This is a genomic window from Sporosarcina sp. GTC18466 (genome assembly GCF_055389225.1).
The window spans coordinates 1,169,774-1,189,036 of sequence record NZ_AP044037.1; the positions used below are offsets into that span (position 1 = coordinate 1,169,774).

A 19,263-nucleotide genomic window follows, 5' to 3' on the forward strand; every position below is an offset into this window, starting at 1 on the left:
CGGCTTTCGTTGCTCACTTCAAGCAGTCCATTGCTCACTTCCTCCCCGCTCCACCAAAAAAACACCAGCCAACTAAGCCGGTGTTTTGATATGGGCGAGGTATCGCCAGCGGATCAGATAGAAATACAGCACTTGCATGATCGTGAAGCCGCCGAGGACGAGGAGCATCTCCCGCACGATCGAAATTTCGGCGAGGGCGTCCCAGATGACTTGCAGCGACAGGAATGCGAATGAGCTGTGGACGAACGCGACGCCCCACGGGAAGAAGAATTGCGGGATGAGCTGCCGGTTGACGATCCGCTTGAACTCGCGGTCCGTGATGCCCATCCGCCGCAGCACGTCGAACTGGCGCTTGTCGCGGTCGAGCGTCGTATATAATCGGAAATAGATGAAACTTCCCGCTGCGAGGAAAAAGACGCCCGCGAGCAGAAGCCCGATGAACAGCAGCAGCGAGAACGTCGTCCGGATGATCGCGTAATTCGCGCCCGGATTGTCGAATTTATACGGCAGGCGCTGCGCGGTCCCGCTGATGAACGACTCCGAAATCGAGTGGGAGATGCGCAGGCCGATGTCCGGCGTCTGCTGCCAGTCCGGGACGTTGAAGGCGTAGTAGGACGAAATCGGGTCAATATCCGCCTTCAGCATCTCCACAAAGTCGGCGTCATTCAGGATGATCGCGTTCGTGCCGATTGCATTCGCCGGGAACAGCTGGTGCGGGTAGGCGCCTTTGATCTCCACCTCAATCTCGCTTTCAACGAGTTCCGTGCTGACTGTCCTCCGCGCGAGCGCACTATATGCGGATCCCGACGGCGGCAGGAAGACGGCGTCCCCCCGCTCCAGGCGAACCGGGTCATATCCGAACGAAGCTGCGAGCATGTTAACATTCGAAAGCTTCAAGATGAACACCGCATTGTTCGTGAATGACGAAGTCTGCACGATGATCGGGAACCGGACGAGCGTGTATTCAAGCTGCCGGTCCTCCAGCTCCTCGATGAGCCCCGCGACATGCCGCTGCTCGAGCGTGTTGCCGGGATAGCTCTGGTAGACGAGGCCGAGGGGGTTCATTTCCCGGTACTGCGACGCGAATGACGTCAAGGATGCGAGCAGCCCGACGGACATGAAGGCAAGCGTCGAGACGATCGTGACGATGAAGAACATCCGCGCGTTCTCCTTCAGCCGCACAACCCCTTCCGAGATCGACAGCAGCCAGGAATGCTGCCAGTAGATCTGTTTGCGCTTCCTGATCTGCTGCAGCAAATAGGGCAGTGAATCCGTAAAAAAATAATACGTTCCGATGACGGCAAGCAGCGGCAGCAGGAACAGCAGGCTGATGACGAACGAGTTCGCAATCGCCGCTGCCATCACGTACGAGACGGCGAGCAGCGCCAGCCCTAACCCCGCCCGCACGCGCGAAAATCCGTGGGAACGCTGGTCAGCCGCCTCGCCGCTGATCAGTTCCTCGACTTTGCCTGTCCGGATGAAGACCGGTGCCGACAAGGAAATGATGACGAACAAGCTCAGGAACGCGCTGACCGTGAGCACAAACGGCTTCCAGGACAAGTATAGCGGCAAGGCCGGCAGCAGGACGATCTGCTTGACGACCATGAAGAAGAACTTCGTGAACATGAATCCGAGGAACGTCCCCGTCACGATCGCCGCCATCCCGATGATCAGCGTCTCGATGAAGATGAGCCGGTGCAGCTGCCGTTTCTCTATGCCGAGATGAAGCAGGATCCCGAACTCCTTCGACCGCGCCTCAAGGAACGCCCGCATCGAATAGAACAGGAAGAACAGCGTGAAGATGAACAGGATCAATTCCGCTGCGCTCATGCCGACAAACGCGATCTCCTGCACGAAGCGGTTTTCGATCGACGGGTGGAACAGCAGCATCGAGTACAGGAAGAACACCATGACCGAGAACACGCTCGCGAGGAAGAAGGCGGCATAGATCCGCCGGTTCCTGACGACGTTCCGGAAGGCGAACTGGCGGAATGTCATCTAGCCCGCCCCCTTTCCGGTTTACAAGGAACGCAGATCATGGACGTTCCCTCCGAGCAGCGACAGCACGTTCAGGATATGCTGGAAGAACGTCTGGCGCCGCTCATCCTTGTAGATCTCATTGAAGAATTCGCCGTCCTTGATGAACAGCACGCGGTCGCAGTAGCTCGCCGCAATCGGGTCGTGCGTCACCATGATGATCGTCGTGCGCTCTTTGCGGTTCACGTTCGATAACAGTTCCAGCACGTCCTTCGCTGACTTGGAATCCAGGTTCCCCGTCGGCTCGTCCGCGAGGATCAGCTTCGGCGTATGGATGAGCGCCCGACCGATCGCGGTCCGCTGCGCCTGGCCGCCCGACAGCTCGTCCGGCCGGCGGTTCAAGATCTGCCCGAGGCTGAGCTGATCCGCCAGCATCGAGACCCTCCGCTCCATCTCATGGACCGGCATGCCGTCGAGCGTCAGCGGCAGGACGATATTCTCCTCGACCGTCAGCGTATGCAGCAGGTTGATATCCTGGAAGACGAAGCCGAAGTTGCGCCTTCTGAACAGGGCAAGCTCGTTCTGGCTGAGCGCTTCAGGCTCCACGCCGTCGATGACGATCTTGCCGTATGTCGGCAAGTCTATTGTCGAAATCAGGTTGAGGAGCGTCGTCTTCCCGCTCCCGGAAGGCCCCATGACCGCGACGAACTCGCCTTCATCCACTTCGAAATCGAGCCGGTTCAGCGCGCGGTGCATCACTTTCCCTTCATAGATCTTCGTCACTTCTGTCAGTTCGACGATTTTGCGTCTCTCCATCCTTCGGGGCCCCCCTCTCTCCATTCAGGAATTCTAAGCGGACGACGGTGCCGCTGCCCGGTTCCGATTCAATCGACAACGGATGACCGAGCCTCTCGCATACTTCCGCCGCGATATACAGGCCCATGCCCGTCGACTCGCCCGTCAGCCGCCCGTTCTCGCCGGTGAAGAACGCCTTTGTCACGCGCTTGAGATCGGATGCCGGGATGCCGATCCCTTCGTCGCGTATGCGGAGGCAGATCCCCTTTTCCTCCTGGTTCGCCGTGAAATGGACCTTTTTCCCTTCTTCGAACGTATATTTCACTGCATTCGTGATGAACTGCGCGATGATCGTATGCATCCATTTTGCGTCCGTCGACACGGTGAACGACTCGTCGATCTGGATCGCCGGGAAGACCCCGCTTGTGATGAACAGCCGCTTATGCTCGTTGACGATATCCTGCACGAGCTGCCGCAAGTTCACCTGCTCGATCCGCATGTCCTGCTCGAACGTATCGAGCCGCGCATTGACGAGCACCGCCTCCAGCCCGAACCGCAGTTTATCGACCTCTTCCGCGACACTTTTGCGGTCGAGCGGCCCTTCCTCCTGCAGCAGCAGATTGATGACGGACAGCGGCGTCTTCATCTGGTGCACCCACTGATTCATGAAATGAAGCTGCCTGTGCTGCGACGCATAGAGGGTCTGCACTTCATTCTGATAAATGCCGTAGAGCCTGCGCATATACTGGGCCGTCTGCCGGTTCTCCGGCGACTGCGCCCCGCGGATCAGCGCATCCTCCATCCGCTCCGGCCTGCGCGTGACCGATGCGTAAAACGACCGCCTCATAATGTATTTGCCCGCAAGGAAACACGCCGTCAGCAGGAACGTCATGACGATCGAGTAGATCGCCGTATTCATCCCACGGAAGCCGTCCAGATAATAGAGCAGCAGGATGAACATGACGAGGAACACTTCAAAGATGAGGAGCGGCGTATGCTCCCGGAGGAACAGCAGAAACTGCTTCATGATTCCTCCGGCGCAGGCAGCAGCCGGTAGCCCGAACCGCGCACCGTTTCGATCGACGACTTCACCCCATAATCCGCAAGCTTCTTGCGCACGCGCGTCATATTGACGTTCAGCGTATTCTCGTCCACGAACGACTGGTCATCCCACAACTCCTCGAGCAGCGTCTCCCGCGCGACGACTTTCGGCGACGCTTCCATGAGCAGCGCCAGGATGACGCACTCCTTCTTCTGAAGCGGGATCACCGTCTCCCTCAGCTGCAGCTCCATCCGTTCAATGAACAGCGTCAGCGCGCCCAGCTTCACCATGCGCTCCGCCTGGCTCGGCGCATACTCCCCGAACGAGCGGCGCAGATGGCTCCGGATCTTGGCGAGGACGATTTCGTAATGGAACGGTTTTGTAATGAAATCATCCCCGCCGTTCTCGAGCGCAAATACTTGGTCCATATCGCCGGAGCGCGCAGAAATGAAAATGATCGGGCACGTCGTATGCTGGCGCAATTGGCGGCACCAGTAATATCCGTCATAGGACGGCAAATTGATATCGAGCAAAATGAGATGCGGGTCAAACGCCGCACTCTCTTCGATGATATGGTCAAAGTTCTCCGCAATCGCGACATCATACTGATACTTCCGGAGCGTCTCCGCCAGCAGCGCCGCGATCTTCCTGTCATCCTCCACAATGAAAATCCGGTGGTTCTCCATCGTTCAATCCCCTTTCAGTCTCCGCCAATTATACCGCATTTCCAACGTTCCCGCAGTAACGCGCCGGGCGAGCGGGGCATCACCCGAAGCAATCCGCCTTCCGGGCAGCCAAATGAGCAATCGGCACGCTTTATGAAGCATTCATCGGACGAAATGAAGCAATCATCCCTCGATATGAAGCAACAAGGCGGCCAAACGAAGCAACCACCCGCCTATTCTTAGCAATCCAGCCTGCAAACGAAGCAATCCGCCTGCCGAACAGCCAAATAAGCAATCGGCCCGCCTTACGAAGCATTCATCAGACGAAACGAAGCAACCATCCCTCGATATGAAGCAACAAGCCGGCCAAACGAAGCAATCACCCGCCTAATCCAAGCAATCCAGCCATCAAACGAAGCAATCCCCTTCCAGAACACCCAAATGAGCAATCAGCCCGCCTTATGAAGCATTCAACAGGCGAAACAAAGCAACCATCCCTCGATATGAAGCAACAAGCCCGCCAAACGAAGCAATCACCCGCGCAATCTAAGCAATCCAGCCTGCAAACGAATCAATCCGTCTTCCCGAACAGCCAAATGAGCAATCCGCCCGCCTTATGAAGCATTCAACAGGCGAAACGAAGCAATCGCACCTCGTTATGAAGCAACAAACCGGCCATATGAAGCAATCACCCGCCTAATCCAAGCAATCAAGCCTGCAAACGAAGCAACCCTCTTCCCGAACAGCCAAATGAGCAATCAGCCCGCCTTATGAAGCAATCACCACCGAAACGAAGCAACCCCTCTGCCAAACGAAGCAATCGCCCGCCTGCACGAAGCAACATGCCTTCCTGACCAAGCAATCCTCCCGCCATACGAAGCAACCCGCCCCCCGGCCGGCTGCATACAAAAAGCCCGGCATCCGCCGGGCTTTCCACCATCTCAATAAATCAAATTCACAAATTCCTCTTTCGTAATGCCGCCGAGGATGGTCGGGATGTCGATGCCGTCAAGCGCCCTGTTGATGGACTCGCGTTCATGCTGGACGCCTTGCAGCTTCTCTTCGATCTCCGCCACGTCGCCGACGCCGAAGAAGTCGCCGAAAATATGGACTTCCTCGATGTTCCCTTTGTTCACCTGCAGGCGGACATCGATGCCGCCGACCGGGAAGCGGTGGGAGTGCTGGACGTTGCACTTCGGCGATTTGCCGTAGTTCCAGTCCCAGTTGCCGTAACGCTCCGCGGAAAGCACGCGGATATTGTCCCAGTCCCTATCGGTCAGTTCGTACGTTTCAACATCTTCCGATCCATTAAAGATCGACTTCAGGATGTGCTGGCGGAACGCTTCGATCGTCATCGGCCCTTCGATGAATTCCGAGATGTTCGCGACGCGGCTGCGGATCGACTTGATCCCTTTCGACTCGATCTTGTCCTTCTTCACTTTGAGCGCGGAGACGACGCGTTCGATTTCCGTATCAAACATGAGCGTGCCGTGGCTGTACATGCGTCCTTGCGTCGCGAATTGCGCGTTGCCGGACACTTTCCGCCCTTCGACGAGGATGTCGTTGCGGCCGAGCAGCTCCGCTTTCACGCCCAGTTCCTGGAGCGCCTTGATGACGGGCTCCGTGAATTTCTTGAAATTGCGGAACGATTCGCCGTCGTCTTTCGTGATGAAGCTGTAATTCAAGTTGCCGTGGTCATGATAGACGGCGCCTCCGCCCGACAGCCGGCGGACGACATGAATGCCGTTCGCATCCACGAATTCGGTATTGATCTCCTCGAATGTATTCTGGTTCCGTCCGATGATGATCGACGGCTCGTTGATATAGAACAGCAAATACGAGTCCTTCTCGACATCCATCGTCTTCAATAGATATTCCTCGATTGCGAGGTTGATGCGCGGGTCTGTGATCCCTTTATTGTCAATGAAAATCATGAAATTCGCTCCTTATGTACCGTGATACGTCCATTTTATCTGAAGTAGGGGGAAAAGTGTTGACAAAAGATTCAATGTTATAATACACTACCAATAATTTAATCTCAGTCCTATAACAAAGAGAGGAGCCGGTGCATATGATAGAGAACATCGTAGAATTCTTCAAGTCCCTGCCGCCAAAGGAATGCGCATCTTGCGGTGAAACGATCGAGGAACAGCATGAGTGCTACAGCAGGAAATGCGACGCATGCAATATGCTGTAATTTTTTTATCGCATCTGTTATATGACAAACGACCAATTTCTATTCAATAGTAGTACAGACAACAGGAGGTGGAATGGATGGCTGAAAGCATTGTCGACTTCTTCAGGAACCTGCCCCCGAAACTGTGTACATCTTGTGGTGAAACAATCGAAGAACAGCATGAGTGCTATGGCAACACATGCGATTCGTGCAATGAAACCTATCTCTTCTCTAACCGCAAACCGAGTTAACCCTGAAAAGAGACGGCTGCTGTCATCTGAGCAGAAGCCGTCTCTTTTATATTTTGCAGATGTAGATGATCTCCCCGATTCGGTACAAGCTCCCACTCACCCTTCTGCACGCTGCATAGTATGACAGTAGAATCTGCAGATTCACTATCGATCAGGGGAGGTGAACATACATGCCACTTACAACGGGTCCGATCGAAAACACCGGCAACCAGCCATCCAACGCCACATCGGTACGCGTCAAAATCCTCAATCGCACAGGCGGTCCTTTGACAGGGACAGTTCGCGTGTATCGATTGAATGGGACAAGACGGCTGCTCAGCTCTGCCAACTTTAATGTCAGGGCGGATGCTTCCGGTTTTGTCACACTGCCTTTGACAGGCGGCGCATTCCAATATGAAGTGGAAATCGCACCGAATCAAGCGGGCGGCATCTATTCCGTATACGGCCGCACAGCTTCAGGCGTCGTCATCGCGGCGCAGCGCGTGCTGAATTCCGAATTGACGCCTGTCCTTTAATGGACAAGCAAAAGACAAGCTAACGGAAAAAGGGGGGCGCCGATACTACTCGGACAGCCCCTCTTTTTCCTCTGCCCGGTCCAGCAGATCGGGTTTATTCGAATGGATGCCGTTGACGCCCATCGCCTTCAGCCGCAAAGCTTCCTCCGGGTCATCCACTGTGTACGCGTAGACCGCGAGGCCCTTTTCATGCATATAGTTGACGAATGCCGGCACAATTGCTTCGTAGCTGACACCAACCCCATCTGCATATGTGAGCAGATCGTCCAGTTCCTTCTTCGAAAACTCGGCCTCTTCCCCTTCGTCGAATGAGATGAGCTGCAGCAGCGGGACCTCGTCGTTCAGTTCATGGACATGCTTCAGTGATTTTTTGTTGAATGAATGGATCGCTACGCGCGGCCTGCCATGCTTGTCCTCTTTAAGCAGATCATATTCCTCAAGGACGCTGAGCAGCTTCCCTTCAATGCCCGGGTAGCGCTCCGGGTCTTTCAGCTCGACTACATAATTCATCGAGTCGCCGAGCTCATCGAACACTTCGGTGAGGGTCGGCACCGCAAGGTCTTTCCCATCCGTATCTATGGCGACTTTCTCTTTTTTCCGCTCATCGATCGACAGCTGTTTCAGCTCAGCCAGCGTGAACGTCTCGATTTTCCCTTTGGCATCCGTCGTGCGCTTGACGTCTTTATCATGCATGACGACGAGCTCCCCGTCTTTCGTTTCATGGATATCGAGTTCAATATACGGCGCCTCCAGATCTTTTGCGAGCTTAAAAGCAGCGAGCGTATTTTCAGGCACATACGCAGAAGCGCCCCGGTGCCCGATGACGAGAAATTCGTCTTTCGGCATGGCGCTGTTCCATTTATCGCCGAATGAACAGGCGGACAGCGGGATGATCAATAATAACAATAGCAGTAAGCGTTTCATGGTGTTTTCCCCTTCGCGGCCTTCTCTTTTCTATCAAGCGGCCTGCCCTTTCTATAACCGTTTTCGCCAGTTTCCTAACCATGGATGCAAGAAAAGGCCGCCCGCAGGCAGCCCTTTCCACTTTTAATCGAATAAATCCGAGAGCACGTCCCGTACTGCCGCTTTCCCTTGATTGACACAGTCCGGCAGGCCGACGCCCTCATACGTGGCGCCGACCAGTTTGACGTTCGGAAATTCAGCTTTGATCTCCTTGCGCGCCTGTTCGATCCGCTCCTTATGGCCGACCCGGTATTGCGGCCGGTCCTCTTTGAAACGGGTGATGACGGAAAAGTCAGGCTTGCCTTTGATCGTGATGATGCGGCTCAGGTCAGCGAGGACGATGCGCTCGATCTCGTCATCCGGCAAATCGACGATCGCTTCGTCGCCGACCTTTCCGACGAAGGCACGGAGCAGCACTTTGCCGTCCGGCGTCGTCGTCGGCCATTTCCTGTGCACCCATGTGCATGCAGTGATGGAATAATCGCTGCGCCGAGAGACGAGGAAGCCCGTGCCTTCCGCGTCCTGGACGACCGCTTCCTCAGGGAACGCAAGCGCCACCGTTGCGACAGACGTCGTCGGGATCTCGCCAAGCCCTTTCAGGATGCCGTACGGTGCGAACAGCTGGCTCACCGTGACATGATCCGCCGTCATGATGACCGAATCCGCGACAAGCCTTCTCCCATCATTCAAATGAAGGATCGCCTGCCCGTCCGATTTCTCGATCTTCATGACGCGCACGCCTTTCTGGACGATGCCCGGATCGAGGCTCCGCTCCGCCGCTTCCACGATCGACTCCAGGCCGCCGCGGAACGAATGGAACGCCCCCTGTTTCCCGGCACCGCGTCCGCCTTTCTGCGGCACCTGCTTCGGCGTCGTCTTCTTCATGCCAAGGATCAGGCTCCTGTGCTTCTTCTCGACCTCATAGAACTGCGGGTACGTCGATTGCAGGCTCATCTGGTCGATGTCACCTGAATAGACACCCGACAGCAATGGTTCGATCAGGTTCTCGACAAGCTCTCCGCCGAAGCGTCTGCGGAAGAACGCACCGAGCGACTGGTCCGCGGCCGCACTGGAGCGAGGCATCAGGATATCGCCCGCTGCCCGGAGCTTCCCGGCCGCTGTGAAGAGGTCCGACTTCAGGAAAGGCCCCATTTGCGTCGGCACCCCCATGACGGAGCCGCCTGGAATCGGGTGCAGCTTTTCATTCAGGAGAATGAACGCCTGCCCTGTCGCATTCCGGACGAGCTGGTCCGCGATTCCGAGATCCTCCGCGAACTGGTCCATGCTCTTTTTGCGGATGAGGAAGGAATCCGGCCCCCGCTCGATGACGAAGCCGTTTTTCCGCACGGTCTGGATCTTCCCGCCGAGACGGTTGGACGCTTCGATCAGCTGGATGTCGACAGGCAGCCCTTTCTCCTTCACTTCCTTCTGCAGATAGAAGGCGGCCGCGAGCCCTGTGATGCCGCCGCCGACGATGACGACTTTCTTGTTTTCGCTGTTCATCCCTTCACCCCATTAGGCAGTTTCAAGCTTGCCGAGGACCGCATCCGCCATCGCGTCGATGAAGAGCGGATCCGTATTCGGCATTTCCGGACGGTGGTATGCCGCGCCGATCTCGTCGCAGACGACTTTACATTCGTGATCGTTATCATAAAGGACTTCCAGATGGTCAGAGACGAAGCCGACCGGCGTGTAGACGAAGGATGTGTAGCCTTTCTCGTCATGCAGCGCACGCGTCAAGTCCTGGACATCCGGCCCGAGCCACGGCTCGCCCGTCTGCCCTTCGCTCTGCCAGCCGACTGCGTACTGTTTTACGCCAGCCGCTTCTGCGATCATGCCAGCCGTCTCTTCCAGCTGGTCCGGGTATGGGTCGCCCGCCTGACGGATCTTCTCAGGCAGCGAGTGCGCGGAAACGACGAGGCACGCCTTCTCCCGCTCCGCGTCGTCCATCGCGTCGAACGCGCCTTTGATCTGGCGTGACCAGAAATCGATGAACTTCGGCTGCTTATAAAAGCTCTCGACCGAGGTGATCGAAATGCCGTATTTGTCCGCTTCCTCTTTCGCACGGGAGTTATACGACTTCACGGAGAAGGAGGAGTAATGCGGCGCAAGGACGATCGAGACCGCTTCCTTGATGCCGTCCTTCGCCATCTGCTCGACCGCTTCTTCGACAAACGGTGTAATATGCTTAAGGCCGATATACAGCTTGAATTCGATGTCATCCTGCTTTTCATTCAGCCGGGAGGCAAGCGCTTGCGCCTGATTTTCCGTGATTTTCGCCAGCGGGGAAATGCCGCCGATCGCTTCGTAGCGGTTTTTCAAGTCTTCGAGCTGCTCCGGCGCAGGCTTGCGGCCGCGGCGGATATGCGTGTAATACGGTTCAATATCTTCCTCTTTGTACGGCGTTCCGTACGCCATCACGAGAAGTCCCATCGTCTTTTTCGTCATCTCATTCACCTCGTCTGGATTTTAATTGCGTAATTCTGCGCTATACGTATGGATCAATTCTGTCAGTTTCTTAAGGGTGGCCGGCTGCACTTCCGGGAAGACGCCGTGGCCCAGGTTGAAGATATGGCTGCCGTGGCGGACGCCCTGCTCGATGATCGCTTTCGCCCGCTCCTCGATGACATGCCAGTCCGCAAGCAATAGCGACGGATCGAGGTTGCCTTGCAGCGGCTTCGTAAGGCCGCGCGCTTCCGCTTCCTCGATCTGCAGGCGCCAGTCAAGCCCGACGACGTCAACTGGCAGGTCATGCCATTCGTTCGCGAGGTGGCTCGCCCCGACGCCGAACGTGATCAGCGGCACGTCCAGTTTGCGCAGCTCCGTGAAGATGCGCGTCATGACCGGTTTGATGAACGTCCGGTAATCCTGGACATTCAGTGCGCCGACCCATGAGTCGAAGATCTGGATCGCCTTCGCTCCGGCTGCGACCTGTTCGCCGATATAAGCGATTGTCGTATCCGCAAGCTTATCCATGAGCGCGAACCATGTTTCAGGCTCCGACACCATGAGCGCTTTCGTCTTGTTGTAGCTCTTGCTCGGACCGCCTTCGATCATATAGCTCGCAAGCGTGAACGGCGCTCCTGCGAATCCGATAAGCGGCACATTCAGCTGCTCCTGCGTGAGAAGCTTGATCGTGTCCGTCACGAACTTGATGTTCTCCGGATCGAATTCCCCGAGATTCTGGACATCCTTCACGTCGCGGATCGGGTTTGAAATGACGGGACCGACGCCCGCCTTGATCTTCACGTCGACTCCGATGCCCGGCAGCGGCGTGACGATATCCTTATAAAGGATCGCCGCATCGACGCCATATTGGTCGACCGGAAGTTTTGTGACGTAGGCGCACAGTTCCGGCTGATGCGTAATCTCCTCAAGGGAATATTTCTCTTTGATCTTCCTGTATTCAGGCTGTGAACGTCCCGCCTGGCGCATATACCAGACAGGCGTATGGCCGATCTTTTCGCCTCTTGCGGCGCGAAGCAGAGTATCGTTAAATGTGGTCATCAATCGATTCCTACTTTCTTTGTAATTGCTATCATATATTGTTTATTCCGCCTTCCAATATAGACGACTGCGGCCTTATTGTATAGCATTTGAACCGCTTGTCATAAATTTGTGCGCGGCGCGTGACACGATTTAGCCACCGTTTGTTTGACTTGCCTGTAGAAGGGAAAATATGATTACTGCAACCAATACGAGGAGGTAATGGCGATGTTCATTTATATGACGACAGGAACAAGGGATTTTCTTGATAAGATCAGGAATCAGCACGCCTCAAAAGACATCTTGCTGTTGCACGGCAGCGGCGGCTCTCTTTTGATGTATGAAACGGACGAGAAGAAATCAGTGTTCCAGGCGCCCAGGCGCTATGAAGTGATCAGCGCGTCCGGTCAATTATCGCAAAATGGATATTATGTCTGTAATAATATCCCGGTATCCGATGAAGGGAAACCGGTTTTCGAGCACCGGTTCGCCTCACGCGCCAAAATGATCGAGAACCAGCCCGGCTTCACCGCTTTCCGCCTGCTTCGTCCGCTGGATTCCGACACATATGTCGTCATGACGGAATGGGAGGATGCGATGTCATTCGACAAATGGAAGCATTCCACCGCATTCACGGAAGCCCATGACCCGAAATCCGCCGATGGGTTCACTGATAATACGACGCGGATCTTCGCAGGGGCTCCTTACATCACGACGTATACTGCGAAAGAGGAAGATGAATCTCTTTGAACAGCTGTTATTGCGGACCCCGAAGTAAATTGCTATAATAATGAAAATGCTTTTTGAAAAGGGGTATGGCGATGAGGGAGCTGTTGCTGGAGAAGCTGGATCAAGCGTATGAGGATATGGTGGTCATCCGGCGCCATTTGCATATGCATCCGGAACTTTCATTCAAGGAAGAGAAGACAGCGCAGTACATTCAGGATTTTTATACGGATCTCGGCGTGGAAGTGCGCGGCGGCGTCGGAGGAAACGGTGTTGTCGCCCGCGTCAAAGGGGCGCGTCCTGGCAAGACGGTCGCATTGCGTGCGGATTTTGACGCCCTTCCCATTCACGATGAGAAAGATGTGCCATACAAGTCGACCGTTCCCGGCGTCATGCACGCCTGCGGACATGACGGACACACCGCTACATTGCTGCAGCTAGCGAAGGCGATTTACGAACTGCGCGAGCAGCTTGCCGGGGAATATGTGTTCATCCACCAGCATGCGGAAGAATATGCTCCAGGCGGCGCCATCTCGATGATCGAAGACGGCTGCCTCGACGGAGTCGACGTCATTTTCGGAACGCATCTCTGGTCGCTGACGCCATTCGGCAGCGTCGAATACGCGCCAGGGCCGATCATGGCGGCCGCAGACCGGTTCGAAATTGCCATCCAAGGAGCCGGCGGCCACGGCGCCTCGCCTCATCAGACAAAAGACGCCATCGTCATCGGCTCCCAGCTTGTCATGAACTTGCAGCAGCTCGTCTCACGCCGGGTCGATCCGATTGAATCCGCCGTTCTGTCCGTCGGATCGTTCGTCGCGGATAATGCTTTCAATGTGATCGCGGACACGGCGAAACTCGGCGGCACCGTGCGGACATTCGACCCTGCAATCCGCGACCTCATGGAACGTGAAATGGAACGCGTTGTCCGCGGCACAGCAATCGCCTCGGACTGCGAAATCGAGTTCAACTACTACCGCGGCTACCCGGCGGTTGTAAACCACCCGGAAGAGACGGAATTCCTGAAAGAGATGGCGGAAACGATTCCGGGAGTGGAAGCCGTCCGCACAAAACCCCAAATGGGCGGCGAGGACTTCGCCTACTACTTGGAGAACGTCCCGGGAACATTCTTTTTTACAGGCGCCATGCCTGAAAAACCATTCCCGCATCATCATCCGCGTTTCGACATCGATGAACGCTCCATGCTCATCGCGGCGAAAACACTCGGCGCTGCGGCGGTTGGGTACCAAGAACGATAAATTGAAGAGGAAGCCTTCTCATTAGCGAGAGGGTTTCTTTTTTGTCTCCCACTAGTCCTTCCTCCTTTCTCCCTGCTACATTCCACTCATTTCCATAGATCCTTTTAATCATTTTACAAATTAGGATAAATTAATTATCTATTTTGTTGATTTATATTTTTCTTGGATTACAATAGGTTAGGAATATATCTTTTTAAAGGAAAGGGTGTAATTGGAAAATGAGAAAGCCATCAAAAAGCGAAGACTATGTAATCTCTTTTAACACATTTGTCCTGCAGCCTGTACGGAAAGATAATACCATTCACACATACGTCATCGAACGGGATGATGCATTCGAAATCCCGTCAAAGCCTATACATACAGTGCAAAAATCAACGAAATACTACGGCACCTCTTTACACTTGCTGACGAACACTGCAAAACTCATTCTCGGGCAGATTCATAAGACTCCCATCTTACTGACACAGGCCTATGACACGCCATTCGTGTTCATCCCGACCCAGTCACCGCGCTCGGACCAAAACACGTGGATCGCCTACCACGCAATCGATTACATCGAACCTACCGAGTTAGGCTGCATCGTCTATCTTGAAAACAACAAGCATCTGGAATTGAACATCTCCGCCACTTCGATGTTCCGCCAATGCTCACTAGCGCGCTTCTTGGAAAAGGATTTCGTCAAAAAACAGTTCATATTGAACAAATCCTACCGGTTCAAGCCCGACTGAGACGAAGAGATGCCTGCTGCCATCTGGAAGTAGACGGTGAGCAGCTCCTCCGTCCGGTTCCGCAGGCGGATATTCAAATACCGCCTGCGATCCTCATAGCCCCCATTGATGAACACGTACTCCGTGAACGTGTCATCCGTCTTCGTGCGCACCACGCGCATCTTCCGTTTCCGCAAATAGATGGATGTCTCCTGCAGTTCAGCCCTGACGCATCGGAGTGCCTCATCGATCATCTTCAAGTACGGCGCCTTCAGTTTAAAAGACCCCTTTTCAATCTGCATACGATCCCGCTCCAAGATGATGCAAAGCATCGGCAAATAAATCATATTCTCGAAATGCGGCAATGCCTTCGTCGGTATTAAAGGCATCACAACTTCCTCCCCTCGAAAGGAACATTTGTTCTATTATATGCCGAATGCTCTAGAAATACAACTGGATATGCAATTCCAATTTATGTCGGCACAGCTTGCGCGTCTGATTGCGGTCTGTTTTCGGGGCTGGGCGGCTGCGGGGCGGACCAGGTGATTGCTGAGTTTGCATGGCCTGTTGCTTCGTTTGCGGGAATGTTGCTTCCTCTGATCGGTCGATTGCTTACTTTGCCATGTTTATTGCTTACTTTGCACCACCTGTTGCTTCCTAAGACCCACCCATTGCTCACTAAGCCGAGGCTGTTGCTTCAACTGGCCTGCCGCTTCTCCTGCCCAGCCGATTGCTTACTTCGCCATGCCTATTGCTTACTTTGCAGGAGCCGTTGCTTCCTCCGCACGGCCGATAGCTTACTTTGCCACGCCTCTTGCTTACTTCGCACCACCCGTTGCTTCCTAAGACCCACCCATTGCTCACTAAGCCGAGGCTGTTGCTTCAACTGGCCTGCCGCTTCTCCTGCCCAGCCGATTGCTTACTTCGCCATGCCTATTGCTTACTTTGCCGGAGCCGTTGCTTCCTCCGCCCGGCCGATAGCTTACTTTGCCACGCCTCTTGCTTACTTCGCACTACCTGTTGCTTCCTGAGACCCGCCCATTGCTTACATAGCCCAGCCCGTCGCTTCCTGCGCCCAGCCGGCTGCCCCCTTCCACAATGACCTAACTCCGTTCGACCAGCTTGCTAGCTCACTCCAAACAAGCAACGTCCAGTTACAAGCCAGTTTTATCATTTCACAGCAACTTTAACCTAAAAAACCCCTCACGGCGCCTGTCAGGCATCCGCAAGGGGTCTTGTTCATTTCGATTCACTGTCTCCGATATAATGCACGGCAGACACTTTCCAGGCGCCGTCCTCTTTTGTGAAGACGGTCACTTGGCGGCCTGTCGGATTTGTGGTGAGGCCGGATTCGATCTGCTTCAGCTTCGTTTTCAGCGTGCTGAAGACTTGGGCTTCCGATCCGTTATATTTGACGATCGTCACGTCGCTCGCTTTCCGGTTGATGTCGTATTCCTCGAACATCGTGCCGAGCAGCGTGCGCTCCTCCTCTATATTGAAGCTTTCCGAGTTCGGGGATAAAAGGGCGATGTACTGGTCGATGTCCTTCTCGTTGAACGCGTCAATATAGTCGTCGAATGCTTGACGGATGCTTTTCTCATCTTCCGCAGGCACATTTTCCGCTTCTTCGATCGAGTCGCCGGCCATATTGAAGCCGACGCCCTTGTCTTTGACACCGTGGTCGATTGCGCCGTATCCGCCGGCAGCTTCCCCGTCGTCGACTGAGCCCTGCGCAGCAGGCGGCTTCTCTTCGCCCTTGCTGCAAGCACCGAGCACCAGGGCGACCGACAGCATGGGTACTAGCCATTTTCGTTTCATTTGATTCCCTCCATACATAAGAAAAAGGGCTTTTCCGCTTGGAGAGCCCATTTCATATTGCAGAGAGAGGCGATCTATCCCTCCCCTCTCCCTTTGTTTCCTGCTCTTATTTCACTTCGACCCAGCCGTTCTTGATCGCTGTGACGACAGCTTGCGTCCGGTCGTTCACGCCCATTTTCTGCAAGATGCTGGAGACGTGGTTTTTGACCGTCTTCTCTGAAATGAATAGCGTTTCACCGATCGTCCGGTTGCTTTGTCCGTCTGTCAGAAGCTGCAGCACTTCACACTCACGCTTCGTGAGCAGATGCAGCGGACGGCGGATTTCGCTTTGTTGGAATGAACCTTTATATTCACGTTCGCTTAAGCGTCGGAATTCCGACACGAGATTATGCGTCACTTTCGGATGAAGGTATGAGCCGCCGGCAGCGACGACTTTGATCGCTTGGACAATCGCGTCTGCATCCATTTCCTTCAGCATGTAGCCGAGCGCGCCCGATTTCAGCGCATGCGAAACGTATGATTCATCATCATGGATTGACAGCATGATCACTTTGGCGTCCGGGAATTCCTTCCGCAGCTGATCCGTCGCTTCCACTCCGTTCATGCGCGGCATGTTGATGTCCATCAACACGACATCCGGCTCATATTTACGGTACAGATCAATCACTTCACTGCCGTCGTCCCCTTCGCCTACTACATCGAAGGAATCTTCGAAATCCAGGATCCTTTTCACGCCTTCCCGGAAAAGTTGGTGGTCATCTACAATCAATATTTTAGTCATTGTCATTTCCCTCCCGTATGCCCTATTCAGCTAGTAACTCGTCGGTAAGCGGAATGCGGAACAGCACGGTCGTCCCTTCGCCTGCAGATGACAAGATTTTCATTTCACCTTTCAGCAGGTCGACGCGCTCTCGCATTCCGATGATACCAAATGATTTATCTTTTGTTTCTGTTTGGTCAAAACCTTGCCCATTATCTTTGATGACAATGTTCATTGTATCACGAAGCCATTCTATTTTCACCCACACATCCCTTGAATTGCCATGTTTCAATGAATTTGTCACGCATTCCTGCACAAGCCTGAAAATGGCAACTTCGATGTTCGATTCGAATCGGCGTTCCTTGCCGTTATTCACAAAATGGATGATGATCCCTTTCTGATACTCCATGACCGTCGACAAGTATTTGCGCAGCGTCGGGATCAGCCCGAGATCATCCAGTGCCATCGGCCGCAGATCGTAAATGATCCGCCTGACTTCATGCAGTGCATTCCGGACCATTTCCTTTAACTGGGTCATTTCATCAAGAGCAGATTCAGCTCCCTTTTGGGTGAACGTCTTTTCGATGAGACCCGAGCGGAGGAGCACATTCGCAAGCATCTGCGCCGGTCCGTCGTGGATATCCCTGGATAGCCTCTTCCGTTCCTCTTCTTGCGCTTGAATGATCTGGATTGCAAATTCCTGCTTTTGTCGAGCAGTTTCGAGCGCTTGCCCCACTTTTTTCAAGTCGGACGTCAAATATGTAATGACCGTTGTCACCTGGTTCACAAGATGGTCTGCTCTCTCGATCGTCTCCAGCAGGGAGGCGATCCGGCGTTCCAGTTCATCCCGGCGTACCCGCAGCTGCTTCTCCTCCATCCGATTGATCGACAGCCTGACAAGCAGATCATTCGCCACTTCGTAAGCCTGGCGGACTTCCTCTTCGCTATACTTCATGAAGTTTTTCGAGACATCTGCAAGCCTTCTGCGGGAATGCCTTGTCATATCCTCCAAGTAGTCCCCTTCAGTTATTACCCGGGAAATATCCTCTTTTATAATAGTGAGCTCACTCCGCATATCTTCATAGCTTTGTCTGCTTTGCTCGCTAATTGTAAAAATATCGTTCTTTGACTGGTCCATCGCCTTTACCATATTGTCGAAAATGGATTCCAGTTTCCGGATATCTATAGTCTTCTCTGCCAATTCATCCCCTCCTGCCAGAAACCATTCTTTACAAGGAAAGATAGCGGTGTTGCAGTATTCGGAAATACCTTATACACTGTGGATAACTCGATTAGAACAAAGACCTATTCTGCCCGGCAACTTTTTTCCGGCAATGTCGGCGGATGCCTGCTGAACAAATGCTTCCGGATTCAGTCATACCGGTCTTCGCTGAGCGCTGGTTCACTTTATTATATCATCACATTACTATTTGCGTATTAAGATTGTATTACAAATGGGAGGTTTACTGCAAATGCGAGCAGATTACAAAACAGTAGGAAAGTACGGTGAAAACGAATTAATCATACAAAAATCTCGGTTTCTGTCGCATGTCAAACGGACAGAGACAGAGGAAGAAGCAACGGCCTTCATTCAGGAGATCAAGAAAAAACACCATTCCGCCAATCACAATTGCTCCGCCTATATGATCGGGGAGCATGATCAGATCCAGAAAGCGAATGACGACGGGGAGCCATCCGGAACGGCAGGCGTTCCGATGCTCGAAGTGCTGAAGAAGCAGGGGCTGAAAGATGTGACAGTTGTCGTCACCCGCTATTTCGGCGGCATCAAGCTCGGCGGAGGCGGTTTGATCCGCGCATACGGCCGGGCGACTTCGGAAGGGATTGCAGCAAGCGGTGTTGTCGAACGGCGCCTGCACGCATTGATGAAAGTGACCATTGATTATACATTGCTCGGCAAAGTGGAAAACGAAGCGAGACAGTCTCCCTACCCTCTCCATGAAATCACGTATGATGAAGGGGTCAGCCTGTACATGTATGCACCCATTCTAGATGTCGACAAATTCACCGAATGGATGACAGAACTGACGAACGGGAAAGCGGAGATTATGCATGTTTCGGAGACATTCCTTGAGTTCAGTGTCTAAAGTAGTATACGTTGCAAG

At 54.0% G+C, this 19,263-nt stretch carries 20 protein-coding genes; 7 read left to right on the forward strand and 13 right to left on the reverse strand.

Annotation, left to right across the window (positions count from 1 at the left end; all coding sequences use genetic code 11):
* Nucleotides 1–72 precede the first annotated feature (72 nt).
* The 5 genes from ACZ5FK_RS05830 to ACZ5FK_RS05850 form a co-directional block, all read right to left on the reverse strand.
* Nucleotides 73–1,998 (reverse strand): FtsX-like permease family protein, encoded by a 1,926-nt coding sequence (locus ACZ5FK_RS05830; RefSeq protein ID WP_464806962.1) that lies wholly within the window; start codon nt 1,996–1,998, stop codon nt 73–75.
* A 21-nt stretch (nt 1,999–2,019) separates the two neighbouring features.
* A complete protein-coding gene (locus ACZ5FK_RS05835; protein ID WP_464806963.1) occupies nt 2,020–2,793 on the reverse strand; it encodes an ABC transporter ATP-binding protein in 774 nt (257 codons plus the stop codon).
* Nucleotides 2,744–3,799 (reverse strand): sensor histidine kinase, encoded by a 1,056-nt coding sequence (locus ACZ5FK_RS05840; RefSeq protein WP_464806964.1) that lies wholly within the window; start codon nt 3,797–3,799, stop codon nt 2,744–2,746. Before ACZ5FK_RS05840 ends, ACZ5FK_RS05835 begins: the two co-directional genes overlap by 50 nt.
* The gene (locus tag ACZ5FK_RS05845; protein ID WP_464806965.1) at nt 3,796–4,500 is read right to left on the reverse strand and encodes a response regulator; all 705 of its coding nucleotides are present in this window, start codon (nt 4,498–4,500) and stop codon (nt 3,796–3,798) included. Before ACZ5FK_RS05845 ends, ACZ5FK_RS05840 begins: the two co-directional genes overlap by 4 nt.
* 920 nt (nt 4,501–5,420) lie before the next feature.
* Nucleotides 5,421–6,413 (reverse strand): lipoate--protein ligase, encoded by a 993-nt coding sequence (locus tag ACZ5FK_RS05850; RefSeq protein ID WP_464806966.1) that lies wholly within the window; start codon nt 6,411–6,413, stop codon nt 5,421–5,423.
* Nucleotides 6,414–6,550: 137 nt separating this feature from the next.
* On the opposite strand from ACZ5FK_RS05850, the gene yhfH (ACZ5FK_RS05855) reads away from it, so the two are divergent.
* The 3 genes from yhfH (ACZ5FK_RS05855) (at nt 6,551) to ACZ5FK_RS05865 (ending at nt 7,421) form a co-directional block, all read left to right on the forward strand.
* A complete protein-coding gene (gene yhfH, locus ACZ5FK_RS05855; RefSeq protein WP_464806967.1) occupies nt 6,551–6,676 on the forward strand; it encodes a protein YhfH in 126 nt (41 codons plus the stop codon).
* 77 nt (nt 6,677–6,753) lie between these two features.
* Nucleotides 6,754–6,906, forward strand: a complete 153-nt coding sequence (yhfH, locus tag ACZ5FK_RS05860; RefSeq protein WP_464806968.1) for a protein YhfH — start codon at nt 6,754–6,756, stop codon at nt 6,904–6,906.
* A 170-nt stretch (nt 6,907–7,076) separates the two neighbouring features.
* Nucleotides 7,077–7,421, forward strand: coding sequence for an ATPase (locus ACZ5FK_RS05865; RefSeq protein WP_464806969.1), 345 nt, complete (start codon nt 7,077–7,079; stop codon nt 7,419–7,421).
* Between the two features lie 45 nt (nt 7,422–7,466).
* Here the strand turns inward: ACZ5FK_RS05865 and ACZ5FK_RS05870 are convergent, their stop codons facing one another.
* From ACZ5FK_RS05870 to hemE, 4 genes are all read right to left on the reverse strand, one after another.
* A complete protein-coding gene (locus tag ACZ5FK_RS05870; RefSeq protein ID WP_464806970.1) occupies nt 7,467–8,345 on the reverse strand; it encodes a glycerophosphodiester phosphodiesterase family protein in 879 nt (292 codons plus the stop codon).
* A gap of 123 nt (nt 8,346–8,468) precedes the next feature.
* Nucleotides 8,469–9,887 carry a protoporphyrinogen oxidase gene (gene hemY, locus ACZ5FK_RS05875; protein WP_464806971.1) on the reverse strand — a complete coding sequence of 473 codons (1,419 nt, stop codon included), beginning with the start codon at nt 9,885–9,887 and terminating at the stop codon, nt 8,469–8,471.
* A gap of 12 nt (nt 9,888–9,899) precedes the next feature.
* Nucleotides 9,900–10,832: a ferrochelatase gene (hemH, locus tag ACZ5FK_RS05880; protein ID WP_464806972.1), complete on the reverse strand. Its 933-nt coding sequence runs from the start codon at nt 10,830–10,832 to the stop codon at nt 9,900–9,902.
* 21 nt (nt 10,833–10,853) lie between these two features.
* Nucleotides 10,854–11,891, reverse strand: a complete 1,038-nt coding sequence (gene hemE / locus ACZ5FK_RS05885) for a uroporphyrinogen decarboxylase (protein WP_464806973.1) — start codon at nt 11,889–11,891, stop codon at nt 10,854–10,856.
* 207 nt (nt 11,892–12,098) lie between these two features.
* Between hemE and ACZ5FK_RS05890 the strand changes: the two genes are divergently transcribed.
* The 3 genes from ACZ5FK_RS05890 (at nt 12,099) to ACZ5FK_RS05900 (ending at nt 14,583) form a co-directional block, all read left to right on the forward strand.
* Nucleotides 12,099–12,620: an antibiotic biosynthesis monooxygenase family protein gene (locus tag ACZ5FK_RS05890; protein ID WP_464806974.1), complete on the forward strand. Its 522-nt coding sequence runs from the start codon at nt 12,099–12,101 to the stop codon at nt 12,618–12,620.
* Between the two features lie 71 nt (nt 12,621–12,691).
* The gene (locus ACZ5FK_RS05895) at nt 12,692–13,855 is read left to right on the forward strand and encodes an amidohydrolase (protein WP_464806975.1); all 1,164 of its coding nucleotides are present in this window, start codon (nt 12,692–12,694) and stop codon (nt 13,853–13,855) included.
* Between the two features lie 218 nt (nt 13,856–14,073).
* On the forward strand, nt 14,074–14,583 hold the full coding sequence (locus ACZ5FK_RS05900) for a competence protein ComK (RefSeq protein WP_464806976.1): 510 nt from the start codon (nt 14,074–14,076) through the stop codon (nt 14,581–14,583).
* Here ACZ5FK_RS05900 and ACZ5FK_RS05905 read toward each other — a convergent pair.
* From ACZ5FK_RS05905 to ACZ5FK_RS05920, 4 genes are all read right to left on the reverse strand, one after another.
* Entirely contained in the window at nt 14,562–14,951 is a 390-nt protein-coding gene (locus ACZ5FK_RS05905) for a hypothetical protein (RefSeq protein WP_464806977.1), read from the reverse strand. The two genes, ACZ5FK_RS05900 and ACZ5FK_RS05905, sit on opposite strands and share 22 nt — an antisense overlap.
* Before the next feature lie 850 nt (nt 14,952–15,801).
* The gene (locus ACZ5FK_RS05910) at nt 15,802–16,380 is read right to left on the reverse strand and encodes a YybH family protein (RefSeq protein WP_464806978.1); all 579 of its coding nucleotides are present in this window, start codon (nt 16,378–16,380) and stop codon (nt 15,802–15,804) included.
* Between the two features lie 106 nt (nt 16,381–16,486).
* Nucleotides 16,487–17,161, reverse strand: a complete 675-nt coding sequence (locus ACZ5FK_RS05915; RefSeq protein ID WP_464806979.1) for a response regulator — start codon at nt 17,159–17,161, stop codon at nt 16,487–16,489.
* Nucleotides 17,162–17,183: 22 nt separating this feature from the next.
* Entirely contained in the window at nt 17,184–18,341 is a 1,158-nt protein-coding gene (locus ACZ5FK_RS05920) for a sensor histidine kinase (protein WP_464806980.1), read from the reverse strand.
* A gap of 271 nt (nt 18,342–18,612) precedes the next feature.
* On the opposite strand from ACZ5FK_RS05920, the gene ACZ5FK_RS05925 reads away from it, so the two are divergent.
* Nucleotides 18,613–19,245, forward strand: coding sequence for a YigZ family protein (locus ACZ5FK_RS05925; RefSeq protein ID WP_464806981.1), 633 nt, complete (start codon nt 18,613–18,615; stop codon nt 19,243–19,245).
* Nucleotides 19,246–19,263: the final 18 nt, after the last annotated feature.